Annotated in this window: 15 protein-coding genes, 1 tRNA gene and 1 pseudogene; 8 read left to right on the top strand and 9 right to left on the bottom strand. The window is 58.5% G+C overall.

Annotated features, from left to right (window positions below):
• Positions 1-181: pseudogene (locus NW818_RS02225) on the bottom strand (hypothetical protein); the annotation flags it as partial.
• A 161-nt stretch (positions 182-342) separates the two neighbouring features.
• Here NW818_RS02225 and lepB point away from each other — a divergent pair.
• Positions 343-1,029: a signal peptidase I gene (lepB, locus tag NW818_RS02220; protein ID WP_041436160.1), complete on the top strand. Its 687-nt coding sequence runs from the start codon at positions 343-345 to the stop codon at positions 1,027-1,029.
• A gap of 28 nt (positions 1,030-1,057) precedes the next feature.
• Here lepB and sds read toward each other — a convergent pair whose 3' ends face one another.
• The gene (sds, locus tag NW818_RS02215; RefSeq protein ID WP_041436149.1) at positions 1,058-2,029 is read right to left on the bottom strand and encodes a solanesyl diphosphate synthase; all 972 of its coding nucleotides are present in this window, start codon (positions 2,027-2,029) and stop codon (positions 1,058-1,060) included.
• A 114-nt stretch (positions 2,030-2,143) separates the two neighbouring features.
• On the opposite strand from sds, the gene NW818_RS02210 reads away from it, so the two are divergent.
• A complete protein-coding gene (locus tag NW818_RS02210; protein ID WP_011432105.1) occupies positions 2,144-2,539 on the top strand; it encodes a metal-sensing transcriptional repressor in 396 nt (131 codons plus the stop codon).
• Positions 2,540-2,661: 122 nt separating this feature from the next.
• On the opposite strand, the gene NW818_RS02205 is transcribed toward NW818_RS02210, so the two are convergent.
• Positions 2,662-3,183, bottom strand: coding sequence for a TerB family tellurite resistance protein (locus tag NW818_RS02205; RefSeq protein WP_414383714.1), 522 nt, complete (start codon positions 3,181-3,183; stop codon positions 2,662-2,664).
• Between the two features lie 184 nt (positions 3,184-3,367).
• On the opposite strand from NW818_RS02205, the gene rpsP reads away from it, so the two are divergent.
• The 5 genes from rpsP (at position 3,368) to cysQ (ending at position 6,941) form a co-directional block, all read left to right on the top strand.
• On the top strand, positions 3,368-3,847 hold the full coding sequence (gene rpsP / locus NW818_RS02200) for a 30S ribosomal protein S16 (protein ID WP_414423725.1): 480 nt from the start codon (positions 3,368-3,370) through the stop codon (positions 3,845-3,847).
• Positions 3,848-3,899: 52 nt separating this feature from the next.
• Positions 3,900-4,175, top strand: coding sequence for a KH domain-containing protein (locus NW818_RS02195; protein WP_011432102.1), 276 nt, complete (start codon positions 3,900-3,902; stop codon positions 4,173-4,175).
• On the top strand, positions 4,172-5,275 hold the full coding sequence (locus NW818_RS02190) for an ArsA family ATPase (protein WP_414423724.1): 1,104 nt from the start codon (positions 4,172-4,174) through the stop codon (positions 5,273-5,275). The genes NW818_RS02195 and NW818_RS02190 overlap by 4 nt, the downstream gene beginning before the upstream one ends.
• Positions 5,276-5,336: 61 nt before the next feature.
• Positions 5,337-6,098, top strand: a complete 762-nt coding sequence (gene hisF / locus NW818_RS02185) for an imidazole glycerol phosphate synthase subunit HisF (protein WP_414416972.1) — start codon at positions 5,337-5,339, stop codon at positions 6,096-6,098.
• A 15-nt stretch (positions 6,099-6,113) separates the two neighbouring features.
• A complete protein-coding gene (gene cysQ, locus NW818_RS02180) occupies positions 6,114-6,941 on the top strand; it encodes a 3'(2'),5'-bisphosphate nucleotidase CysQ (protein ID WP_414416973.1) in 828 nt (275 codons plus the stop codon).
• Between the two features lie 12 nt (positions 6,942-6,953).
• On the opposite strand, the gene NW818_RS02175 is transcribed toward cysQ, so the two are convergent.
• Positions 6,954-7,418, bottom strand: coding sequence for a pentapeptide repeat-containing protein (locus NW818_RS02175; protein WP_011432098.1), 465 nt, complete (start codon positions 7,416-7,418; stop codon positions 6,954-6,956).
• Positions 7,419-7,667: 249 nt separating this feature from the next.
• Positions 7,668-8,435: a PspA/IM30 family protein gene (locus NW818_RS02170; protein WP_414423723.1), complete on the bottom strand. Its 768-nt coding sequence runs from the start codon at positions 8,433-8,435 to the stop codon at positions 7,668-7,670.
• Between the two features lie 284 nt (positions 8,436-8,719).
• On the opposite strand from NW818_RS02170, the gene NW818_RS02165 reads away from it, so the two are divergent.
• Complete coding sequence (locus NW818_RS02165) at positions 8,720-9,661, top strand: phosphoribulokinase (protein WP_414330145.1); 942 nt, start codon at positions 8,720-8,722, stop codon at positions 9,659-9,661.
• 110 nt (positions 9,662-9,771) lie between these two features.
• On the opposite strand, the gene NW818_RS02160 is transcribed toward NW818_RS02165, so the two are convergent.
• From NW818_RS02160 to NW818_RS02145, 4 genes are all read right to left on the bottom strand, one after another.
• Positions 9,772-9,843: transfer RNA gene (locus NW818_RS02160), tRNA-Val, on the bottom strand.
• A gap of 115 nt (positions 9,844-9,958) precedes the next feature.
• Positions 9,959-10,273, bottom strand: coding sequence for an antibiotic biosynthesis monooxygenase family protein (locus NW818_RS02155; RefSeq protein ID WP_414423722.1), 315 nt, complete (start codon positions 10,271-10,273; stop codon positions 9,959-9,961).
• Positions 10,274-10,276: 3 nt separating this feature from the next.
• Entirely contained in the window at positions 10,277-11,023 is a 747-nt protein-coding gene (locus NW818_RS02150) for a phosphoadenylyl-sulfate reductase (RefSeq protein WP_414413381.1), read from the bottom strand.
• Positions 11,024-11,099: 76 nt separating this feature from the next.
• A complete protein-coding gene (locus NW818_RS02145; protein WP_011432093.1) occupies positions 11,100-12,029 on the bottom strand; it encodes a metallophosphoesterase family protein in 930 nt (309 codons plus the stop codon).
• Positions 12,030-12,306 lie beyond the last annotated feature (277 nt).

Raw genomic sequence — 12,306 nt, 5'->3', positions numbered from 1 at the left:
GCTTTTCGACATCGCCCGAGAGCTTTTCAACCCGCTCCGAGAGTTTTTCGCTATCCCCTGAGAGCCGATCGATCCGCCTCAAAACTTCCTCTTGTTGTTGGGTGAGACGAGCTATTGCTTGGCTATTGGCCTCGACCAGGCGCTCGACCCGCTCTAGGCGCTCTTCTGTTGAAATCGTCATAGGGGCTAACAGTCGCGAGTACGGTACACCAGGATACCAATCCTATGCTATTGCCGACTGTTCGTCTCTCCGGCAGGGGTTTAATGGGAGGGCCTCCCATTCTGCTGCCCTGGATTGGGTGCGGTAATCTTGAGATCGTGAAGTCTTGTTCGTTAGCTTCCATGCCGTCAAAAGATCCAACTCCTCTGCCCAAGCCCCAGTCGCCATCAGGGGAAACCCCTGCCAGCTCGGGATCCCGCAGCTGGTGGCAGGCGCAACGGGAAAACCTTCTGACGGTGGTGCTGGCTCTGTTGCTGGCCTTCGGCATTCGCACCTTTGTGGCAGAGGCGCGTTGGATCCCCTCCGATTCGATGCTGCCCACTCTGGAAGAAGGGGATCGGCTGGTGGTGGAAAAGGTCAGCTACCGCTTTGGTTCGCCCAGACGAGGCGATATTATTGTTTTCAACCCTCCCGCCAAACTGAACTTCGACGGGGCCTACATCAAGCGGGTGATCGGCCTGCCGGGAGATCGCATTCGCATCGCCAACGGTGAGGTCATCATCAACGGGATCCCGCTGCGGGAAGACTACATCTATGCCCCCCCCGACTATTCTTGCCCTGGCGAGCGCTGTCCTGGAGTTCCCAATCAGGGATCCGAATTCGTGGTTCCTCCCCGCTCCTATTTTGTGATGGGGGATAACCGCAACGACAGCCAAGACTCCCATGTGTGGGGTTTCTTGCCGGAAGAAAACATCATCGGCAACACCATTTTTCGCTTTTGGCCCCCAAATCGCCTACACTTTTTCGCCCCGCCAGAATATCCTGAGCTTCTTCCAGAGGCCCAAGTGTTGGGCAACACAGCCCGGTAGAAAGCCAGCTTGACCCTGTCGGGACTGCTCAGTGCAGCCGCTCCAGCACATAGTCCACCATCTGAAACAAAGCACGACGCGCCGCAGAGTCCGGCAGGCTATACAGCGCTTCGGCAGCCCGCTGGGCGTAGTCGCGGGCCAACTGACGAGAGCGTGGGATCCCTTCGCTTTGATACACCCACTCCAGGGCCTGCTTCAGGTCTTGCGGGTTGGACAGCTCCCTGAGAATGAGCTCTCGCATCTGGGGAAATTCCTCTAGGGCAAACAGAACGGGTGCAGTGAGGTTGCCCTGGATGAGGTCGGATCCCACAGGCTTGCCAAGCGTCTCTGCCGAAGCGGTGAAATCCAGCAGATCGTCGACAATCTGAAAAGCAATGCCCAGATCCCGCCCAAAATCGAACAGGCGATCCGCCACTTCCTCGCTAACCCCGCTCAGCAGGCCAGCAGCCTTGGAACTGCCGGACATGAGGGAGGCCGTTTTGTAGAAGCTCTTGGCCAGGTAGTCTTCCATCGACACATCCGGGTCGAAGCGGGTGAGGCTCTGGCGCACCTCTCCCTCCGGCAAATCCATGATTACTTTGGAAAGGAGCTTCACTACCTCCAGGTTGTCCAGATTGGCCAAGTACCAAGCAGCTTGGCCGAAGAGGTAATCCCCCGCCAGCACGGCTATCCGATTGTCGAAGAGGGTATTCACCGTATCGATGCCCCGTCGCACATCGGCAGCGTCGATGACATCGTCGTGAACCAGGCTGGCCGTGTGGATCATCTCAGTAATCTCTGCCAAGCGCCAATGCCGTGGGGTAATCTCTCCATCTGGAGTGGTGGCGCGGGCGATGAGGAGCACAATGGCTGGCCGGATCCCTTTCCCCCCCGCCGAAAACAGATGTTCGGCAGCCATGGCCAGAATGGGGTGCTTGGCACTGACCAACCGCGTCAGGTTCTGGCGTAAACGCTCCAGATCCGCTTCTACAGGGCCAAAGGGGGAGAGCACAGAGGTCATGGAGCCAAAGTATGAGAGGTTTTACAAAATTTCACATCTTTTTCTATTGTAGAGTACCCCATCGTTCTCGGGGAAAACCAAGCGGTATCATGCAGGCAGTCCTTTGCCCTTTTTATGTCGGATCCCGTCCCCCCACTTCGATCTCATTCCGTTCCACCGCTCCCTTCAGAACCCGATTGGGAGGAGGAGTGGGAGCTGGCGCTGGAAAAGCCGCCGCTGTCTGGGCGGGCCCAGCCTCACCATCATGATCCCCAGTCTCGGCGCAAGTTGACCAACCGCTTGGCTCGCATCGAAGGGCATGTGCGTGGGATCCGCTCCATGATCGAGCAGGATCAGCCCTGTCCAGATGTGCTGCTGCAAATTGCCGCCGTCAAGGGAGCGCTGGATCGGGTGGCGCGGCTAATTTTGGACGATCACATTCGCCACTGCATCCGCCATGCCATCGAGACCGGCAATATCGAAGTGGAGCTGGAGGAGTTGCAGCGGGCTCTGGATCGCTTTATCAGCTAAGTCTCGATGGCCAGATTTAACTTGATGAAAGTCTCCCCTTGCTTGGCTCAGGGGAACGCCAAACTGGGCTGTCAATATCTGCAGCGGGGGCTGGCCGTTGTGATGCTATCTAGTACCCCAGGTCATTCAGAAGGTTGGGGGGAGGGCTGGGTATAGCGCTCCAGCAGAGATGCGCTTTTGAGTTGCCACTGCAGTCCCATGAAGGCCCAGTCGATAAACTCGTTGATCTCCTCAGCGCTGAACTGCATGGCTTTGCCGATCTCGAAAATTAGCTCCTCTTCTTTTTCCACCAACTGGCTATTCACCACCGCCATTGCTGCCAAATCCCGCAGGATCAAGGCCCCTGCCGCATTGCGCATGGGCGGGATCCCGCTGATATCCAAAGGTGCACCTGCTTCATCGGCCAGATAGGTTTGGGCCAGTGGCGCTTCGATGCCTACCCCTTCTGCGATTTGCATGAAGAAAGAGGTTTCTTCTTCGTCCAACTGGCCATCTACTCGGGCCACCGCGATCAGGGCCTTGAGGTAGAGCTGGCGCTGCTCGTCTGTCAAATCGGCGTAGTTGATCATGGGAGTTGCTGCTGAGTGTAGGGTTTTCTCTTCAACTCTGCCATGAAGGTTGCCTTCCAAACCGGGGTCGGACATTTTCCAGTCAAGTTCCAGTCAAGCAGAAAATCGCTTAAAATAAAAAGCCTGTGTCTACCGGCCAAACGCCAAAGGCTCGGAGCGAGGCTCTGGAGCTTCAGCAGGCTTGGCGGGTCTAGGCGAACTCTTTTTTGGATTTGGATCTTTACAGCTTGCGGAGCGTCCCCCAAGGAGTGGATACCCCATGGTCAAATTGCGGCTCAAGCGCTACGGAAAAAAGCGGCAACCCAGCTATCGCATCATCGCCATTGAAAGTAAAAGCCGCCGTGAAGCCCGTCCGCTAGAGGAACTGGGTTACTATAACCCGCGCACCAAGGAGACGGTTTTGCAAACGGCAGGCTTGCTGAAGTGGTTGCGTTGTGGCGCTCAGCCCACAGAGACCGTGGACAGTCTCCTCAAAAAGGCCGGCATCTACGAGATGTTGAAAGCAGGGGAAGGCGGAGTGGTTGCCTCGATTCGCATCTCGGCCATGGCCAAGCCTGAAGCTGGGATCCCTGAGGCGGCAGAAGAGGCCCCTGCAACAGAATCCGTGGCCGAGGCTGAGGTCGCCGATGTTCCCGAGTCTGAATTGAGCGAAGCTGCCACTGAGACAGCAGCGGCAGAATTAAGTCCTCCAGAAGCTGAAGTTGAAAAGCCTCAGGTTGAGGAAGCGGTTGAGGCCTAGGGTCGGCTAAGCTTGGCTTGGCCAGTTGTTCCCTCCTGTCGTCTAGCTCTCTATGCCAGACTACAAGGCTCTCGCCCATCTTTTGATCGAACCGTTGCTCAGCAGCGCCTCTCTTCAAATGGATGTGGAAACCACCTGTGGCGGGCGAAAGGTATGGCTGCGGCTGGCCTTTGACCCGAAGGATCGGGGGCGGGTATTCGGGCGGGGCGGGCGCACCCTGCAAGCGATTCGACAGGTGATGATGGCCGCAGCTCAGTTGGCAGGTCAATCTCTGTACATCGATATCTACGGAGAGGCGGGAGAGCGGAATCGGGAGGAGCGGGAATGAGCCAAATTCTCACCTTTCTGGGCAAGGGGGGCACAGGTCGGAGCACCTTGGCCGTGGCGGCAGCTCGGGCCGCAGCCCAGCAGGGGCGGCGGGTGCTGTTGGTGGGCCATCAGGCGGGGCCGGGGCTGGAAATGCTTTTGGGCGGGATCCCGCTTTCCGGCGAGCCGGTGACCATTGCTGCCAACTTGAGCGTGGTGCAGTTGCGGACAACCCAGCTGCTGGAGCAGTTCTGGACGGCGGCCAAAGAGCTGGAAGCCCGATACGTGCGCACCCCCTTTTTCCGGGAGATCTACGGCCAGGAACTGGGGGTGTTGCCGGGCATGGATCAGGCCCTGGCCCTGGAAGCTCTGCGCCGTTACGATGCCAGCGGCCAATACGACTGCATTCTCTACGATGGGCCAGGGGATCTGACCACCTTGCGGGCCTTTGGGATCCCGGAGGTGGCCAGTTGGTACTGGCGGCGGGCTTCCAAGGCTTTTTTGGGATCCGACTTGGCCAAAACCCTGCGACCCTTTGCCGAGCCCTTGTTGCGTTCGGTAAGCACCGTGGAATTTTCCTCCCTGGAGGATCTGCCGGAGCGGTTGGGGAGCATGACCAACCTTTTGGAGCAGGGACGACAGGCTATTGCCAATCCGCGCCGCGTGTTGGCCCACCTGGTGACCACCCCTGACCCGATGGCCGTGCAAACCGCCCGTTACCTTTGGGGGAGTGCTCAGATGGTGGGGCTGACGGTGGGTGGCCTCTGGGTTACCCCTCTGGCTCCGGGAGAGGTCTCGGCCGCCGATTTTTTCCCGCTGACACTACGAACACTCCCCCTGCGTCAGGGATCCGATTGGTCGGCTTTGGAAGCAGCGGTGGGGGGGATGTTCGCTGTGCCGGATGTGCCGCCGCCCGTGGCCATCGACGAGGGAGCCCGTACAGTCAAGCTGTTTATTCCCGGCTTCAGCAAGGCCCAAATCGAGCTGAGCCAGTCAGGCCCGGAGCTGACCATTACCGCCGGAGATCAGCGGCGCAATTTGTTCTTGCCCCCCAGCTTGGCAGGTCGGCAGGTGACCGGGGCCAAGTTTCAAGAACCCTTCCTGGTCATCAGCTTCGGCTAAAACGATCCCCAGTTGTTCCCCTCTGTTCGCGTTAGCGGTATGGAGTCCTCGGGAGAGAGCGATGTTGGCCAAACGGATCATTCCCTGTCTGGATGTGGCGGCAGGGCGGGTGGTGAAAGGGATCCAGTTTGTGCAATTGCGGGATGCCGGGGATCCGGTGGAGCTGGCCCAGGCTTACGATCAGGCAGGAGCCGATGAGCTGGTCTTTTTGGACATCACCGCCACCCACGAAGAGCGGGAGATCTTGCTGGAGGTGGTGCGGCGCACCGCAGAGCAGGTGTTCATTCCCCTCACGGTGGGAGGGGGGATCCGCGATCTGGAGGGGATCCGACAACTGCTGCGGGCCGGGGCGGACAAGGTCAGCCTCAACTCGGCAGCGGTTCGGGATCCTGATCTCGTGACTCAAGCCAGCCGCTGGTTTGGATCCCAGTGCATTGTGGTGGCCATTGATGCTCGCGCCAAGCCGCAGGGAGGGGGATGGGAGGTATACGTGCGCGGGGGGCGGCAGCCGACGGGCCTGGACGCGGTGGAGTGGGCCAAAAGCGTGGCCGAGCGGGGGGCAGGGGAGATCTTGCTCACCAGCATGGACGCCGACGGCACCCAGGCCGGCTATGACCTGGAGCTAACCCGGCGGGTGGCCGAGGCGGTGTCGGTGCCGGTGATTGCCTCAGGAGGAGCAGGGGAGTGTGCTCATATCCGCCAAGCTCTGCAGGAGGGAGGGGCGGAAGCGGCTCTATTGGCCTCGCTGCTCCACTATGGCCGGCTGACGATTGCGCAGATCAAAGCCGACTTGGCCGCCCATGCCATTCCGGTGCGTTTCTAGCTTGGGGAGGGATCCGTGCAGGCTCAAGATCTGGCCGCTCTCCTGCCTGAGGTGTGCCGCCTGGCAGAAGCAGCAGGGCAGGCCATCTTGCCCTTCTATCGGCAAAAATCGCTGCCGATCCAACTCAAAGCAGATGCCTCCCCCCTAACTGAGGCGGATCTGGCTGCCCACCACCTGATCCTGCAGGGCCTGCAAGAGTTGACCCCAGGGATCCCGGTGCTCTCGGAAGAATCGGGCGGGATCCCTTACCCAGAGCGGCAACAGTGGGAGCGGTTTTGGCTGGTGGATCCCTTGGATGGCACCCGAGAGTTTATCGGGCGCAACGGCCAGTTTACGGTGAATATTGCTCTCATCGAGGAAGGGATCCCCATCCTGGGGGTCGTCCATGCCCCAGCTCTGGGCCTCACCTACGCGGCTGCCCAAAAGCTGGGGGCCTGCAAGAGGGAAAGGACTCCGTCCTGCGTTCACGAACAGCCCATCCGCACCTGCCCTTACGCCCAAGAACCCCTACAAGTGGTGGCCAGCCGTTCCCACAGCAACCCGGAGACGGAGCAGTTCCTCGAGCGGCTGCGGCAGCGCTGTGGCTCTCTGGAAGTGAAGTCTGTGGGCAGTGCCCTAAAGCTTTGCCTTGTGGCCGAAGGATCTGCCCATCTCTACCCTCGCTTCGGCCCCACCATGGAGTGGGATACTGCCGCTGCCCAGTGCATTGTGGAGCAGGCGGGGGGAAGGGTTACCGATCTGGCAGGGGATCCCTTGCGCTACAACAAGCCCGACCTGCACAACCCGCCCTTTGTAGCGGCTGCCGAAGGCATGGCCCAACTGTGGCAGAACCTGATCCCCTGAGGGAAGCTCCGGCTACATGCCCATCTCCGTAGGGTTAAAGCCATCCGGGAACTTGGTGTACTCGTCGTAGAGGGCACCGCGAAAATGGGTGTTGGTGATGATGGCTCCGCGCAGATCGGCCCCAATCCGCAGATCGGCTCGGTTCAGCTCGGCTTCGCTGAGGTCGGCCCTGAGCAATTTGGCCCGGTAGAGGTTGGCCCCCCGCAAGTCTGCCTTCACCAACTTAGCCCCAATCAGGTTCACCCGTCGCAGCTTGGCTCCGCGCAGGTCGGCTCCCGAGAGATCTGCTCCCGACAAATCCGCCTCGCGCAAATCGGCCCCACTCAAGTCGGCATCCCGTAGGATAATGCCCTTCAAATTCGCGCCACTCAACTGCGCTCCGCTCAGGTTGGAGCCCGAAAAATCCCGTTGGCCAGACGCATAAGCCTGCAACAGTTGCTTGGCATCCAAGAGAGGCTTGATACTTGCTGTTGTCATCGCTGTTTGTTCTCTCACAAAACCGTAGGCAAACTAACCTCAGCCCTGCCGGAAGCAGGCTGTGACCCTTTCGCAGGTTGATTACCCTCTGGGGATCCCTGCCACTCGAGGTGGAACGCTTTACTGACAGACTTTGCCCTGCTGGTCGGCAGAAGGGCTGTCAGAGTTCTTGTTGGTTAGCTTACCACCCCCCGGCCCAAACTCAGCCCGGCAAGCCTTGAGAGTCGGAGGAGAGCGACATTCCGCCTGTTAGAGCTGGTCAATCTCCTTGCGCAAATTTTCCAACTCCAGATCGACCTCGCTCTCACTTGCGGTGGAAGGTTGGCCTGAGGACTTTGACCCTCCAGAGGGCAACTGACCCTGGATCGACGCCTTGAGCATCAGCAGCTCGTGATCTACATCCGAGCCACCCGCCTCCAAAGCGGCAAACTGGTTTTCCAAATTGTCTACCGCCAGCTCTGCCACTGCCGCCGACTGAGCTTCCAGGGAGTTCACCTTCTCCTCCATACGCTCAAAAGCAGCAAAGGCGCTTGTGGCGTCCACCCGCCCGATAACCTGATTGATTTGCTGGGAAGCCTTGGCGGCGCGGGCGCGAGCGATGAGCATGTCCTTTTTGGTCTTGGCCTCAGCGATCTTGCTCTCCAGCTTGGTCATGTTGGACTTCAGGATCTCCACCTGCTTAGTCTGCTCATCCAACTGCCGCTTCAGGCTTTGGGCAGTCTCGGCAAAGGTTTTCTTGCGCACCAGCGCTTCCCGAGCCAAAGCTTCGTTGTTGTTGCGCAGGGCCAACTCGGCGCGTCTTTGCCACTCATCAACACTCTGCTGTGCTTGCTCATACTGCCGCTCTATCCGCTTCTGGGCAGCAATGGCCTGGGCAACCGCTTGCCGCATCTGGTAGTGATCCTCAGACATGTCCTGAATGGTCTGGTTCAGGATTTTCTCCGGATCCTCGGCGCTGCTGACCAGCGCACTGATATTGGATCTAATGATTCGGCTGACCCGATCGAACAATCCCATCGGTTGCTTCCCCCTCTAGCGGTCTGACCTAATGCTACCCTTGCTGCTTTGATGCCTTCCAGTGCTTCTACTCCAGTATAGGGATCCATAGGGCTCCGCTGAAAAAAGCTGTAACGTTCTCTTGCCCCAATACCCTCCAGAGCCGATAATGCTTGCTTAACTTCGTTTGCTGACCGACAATCCCTGTTCTCTGATCGGGGCCATCCGCAGGTCGAAACGAAGTTGAGTTTGGCCGGTGTTGTCCGAGTTCTCTGCCCCAGGTTCACGATTCAGGAGAGGGATCCGTGGCTCAGCGCCCGATTATTCTGGGTATTGTTGGCGATAGTGCTGCTGGAAAAACCACCCTCACCCGTGGCATTGCCCAAGTCTTGGGGGAAGAAAACGTCACTGTCATCTGCACCGACGACTACCACCGCTACGACCGCAAACAACGCGCTGAACTGGGGATTACAGCCCTCCATCCCGACTGCAACTACCTGGATATCGTTCAGCAGCACCTGACGCTCTTGCGCACCGGCCAGCCGATCCTAAAGCCCGTCTACAACCACAGCACCGGCACCTTTGACCCGCCAGAGTACGTCAAGCCCAACAAATACGTGATTGTCGAAGGGCTGCTGGGCTACTTTACCCGTGGTATGCGGGATAGCTACGATGTCAAGGTTTATTTGGCTCCCCCAGAACATTTACGAGCCCTTTGGAAGATTAAGCGGGACACCCGCAAGCGCGGATATACCGAAGAGCAAGTGCGAGAAGAGCTCAAAAAGCGCGAACCCGACTCAGAGGCTTTTATTCGTCCACAGCGCCAATGGGCCGATGTAGTGGTCACCTTTTACCCGCCCCAAGAGGGATCCGACCAAGACGAGGTATTGCTGAATGCACGCTTGGTGCTGCGCCCCACCATTCCTCACCCAGATTTTTGGCAAATCCTCAATGCCCGCGACAATCACCTTAGCTCTGCCATTCGTTTGGATTTGGATCGGGATATGGGCAAGCCCGTCGATGTTTTGCAGATTGATGCCCATGCTACGGCCAGCCAAGTGATCGAATTGGAGCGGATGCTCTGCAACGAAATCCCTTACCTGGGCAAGTTCTGTAGCTTAGAGGGAAACCCCAACATCGGCCAATTGATCGGCACCACCGGCGAGCTGCTCCAGAGCTATCCCCTGGCTTTGACTCAGTTGCTGATCACCTACCACATGTTAAAAGCGGCCAACATCTACCAATAGAGTCCGTGGCGGCGAGGGATCCCCAGTTTCGCAAGACCTGCAGGGTAAGGCTCGGCCCAGCACGGTAACCCGCTCCCAGAGCAGAGTCTTGTGAGCTTCTGTCAAGGACATGGGCTGTGCTGGAATTGAACCAGCGGCTCCCACCGTGTCAAGGTGGTACTCTACCACTGAGTTAACAGCCCCTACGAGCGATGCCGCTGTGCATCTGCCTGAAGGCCGGAAACAAATAATATCACATCTTAACCTGTCCCATTGGGGTCAACCTAGGTGGAGAGTGGACAGGTGCCCTATTTCAAATCAAAAAGGGGATCCCGTCAGCAACTGGTAGTGCAGCACCTGGGGTGGGCGAGCAAAGTAGGGCCCGATGAGGGCACGCCAGCGGACAAAGTTTTCCGATTGGCGAAAGTTGACCAGATGGGCCTCTAGGGATCCCCACTGAACGAGCAGTAGGTATTGCTGAGGGTGCTCCAGACAGCGCTGCAGTTGGTGCCCTTGGTAGCCGTCGGCCTGCTGCAAATAGATGAAAGCTTGAGCGATGGCGGCTTCAAAGGCGGCTTCAGAGCCGGGGGTAATTTCAAACTGAGCCACCTCAAGGATGGAGGAAGCAGTCATGGGTTAGGTATGCAGGCCGCATTCGGTTTTGCTTGTGCCCTTCCAGCGTCCAGAGCGGGGATCCGCCCCTGGCTCAACAGGCGCAGTGCAGTGGAGGCAGCCGATACTGGGGTAGTGGCGATCGTGCAGGGGGTTGTAAGGGATCCCGTGGTCAAGGATGTATTTCCAAACTTGGCCATTTGTCCAGTCAGCCAGCGGGTTGAGTTTGAGGCGGTTGCGCTTGCCGTCCCACTGCACCTTGCCGATATCGGCGCGGGTGGGGGATTGTTCCCGACGCATCCCTGTAATCCAAGTGGTGCAACCGGCCAGAGCACGATTCAAGGGCTCCACCTTGCGGATGTTGCAGCAGAGGTCGGGGTTAGAGCGATACAGTTCTGGCCCGTATTGAGCTGCCTGCTCTTCCGGGGTAAGCAAGGGCTTGAAGATCTGCAGTTGCAAGTGGGGGTAGCGCGCCAACACCTGCTCCCGCAGTTGTAGGGTTTCCGGGAAGTGAAAATCGGTGTCCAGAAAAAAAGCGCGAACACGGGGGTTAATCGCCGTGAGCAGATCGATCAGCACTAGGTCTTCCGGGCCAAAGCTACAGGCCAGCAACAGCCCATCTCCAAATTCTTCAACCGCCCAGGTGAGCAGGTCGCTTGCCGACAAAGGCTCAAACCGTTCGCTCAGGGACGCCACTTGAGGTTGATACTGCTCCCGCAGCGCTTGAGCCGCCAGCTCCCAGCGGCTAGAAGGAGAAAGGCTTGCCGTCATAGGGGGAAGACACCGAACTCGACGATTTTTGCTTTTTTTAATCTACACTAATTCGGTCAAGCTTTAGGGGTTTTGATTACCAGGCGGCAGCGGGCAGAGGGAGAGAGCGGGATCCCTTGGCCCGGAGAGGGATTTGTCCCCAGCGATCCCGTCGGATCCCCATCACCAAGCCGTGCCAGAGGGGGCTGGGATCCAATGCCGGCAACTTAACCCAGTGGTAGCGCAACACCCCTCGCCGTGGGTTCACCTCCAGCTCAAACACCCGCAGAGCCGAAACCGGCCCCACTAGAGGAGGTGCTGTCAGGTAGGGGATCCCATCGCGGACATACACCTTCGGCACATGCAGGTGGCCACTCAGCACCGCCACCACCCGTCCGTGACGGGCCAAGAGAGCGTGTAGCGCCGAGGCTGGTTCGCTGAGGAGCCGGTACTTGCGAAACAAAACCGCGTCCATTTGAGTGGGAGCAATGAAGGGCGGCTGATGGATCAGCAGGATCAGCCATTCTTCCGGCACCGTTTGCAGATGTTCGCCCAGCCAGTGCAGTTGGGAGGGGCGGAGCACGCCCTGAGGCAAAGGGAAGCGTCCCAGGCTGGCGTCGAGGGCAATCAAGCGGATCCCGGGCAGAGGGGAAAGGCTGTAATCGACGTAACCAGTGGGAGCCAGGGACAGGGGAAATTGGCTTTGGCACCAACGGATAAACTGATCTCGGTTAAAGCGTCCCTTTCTCCTCAGGGTGTCGATATCGTGGTTGCCCAGGCTGAGGTAATAGGGCACCCGCAGTTGGGCAACAATCTCCTGGAAAGATTGAAAGCTCTCCGGATCCGCTTGATCCACCAAATCCCCGGTAAACACCACGAAGTGCAGATCGGGCACCTGGTTGAGATGGGCAACGGCGGCTTCCAACTGGCGGCGGGGGGAATCGGACATCCACCAACAGCGGCACCCCGTCTCGGGCATCAGGTGGACATCTGAGACTTGAGCAAAGCAAATGCGTTGGGTTGCCATTGTTTAGGTACTTATTCACACCTCACGCCCGCATCATAGTCAATGATGGGCTGGGGGGCTATGGGATTCTCTTAACCTCAGCCGGATCTGGCGAGCACCTATTGGGAACTGAGGACAGGTAGGGCTATGAAAGGGGCGCGCAGACTGGTCAAATTGGTCTGAGAGGGTTTCCCAGGCTGTCACCCCCAACTTCTCTCCCAGCAGGAGAGATTGAATGGATTGATGAGTAGTAAAGCGGTCTGTATCCTTTGCTCCATCCCATACTTCCCGGCTCTGG

Origin of the sequence: Synechococcus sp. R6-5 (assembly GCF_047461775.1) — a bacterium.
In the GTDB taxonomy this organism is placed as follows: domain Bacteria; phylum Cyanobacteriota; class Cyanobacteriia; order Thermostichales; family Thermostichaceae; genus Thermostichus.
This window is presented reverse-complemented; position numbering and strand designations above follow the sequence as displayed.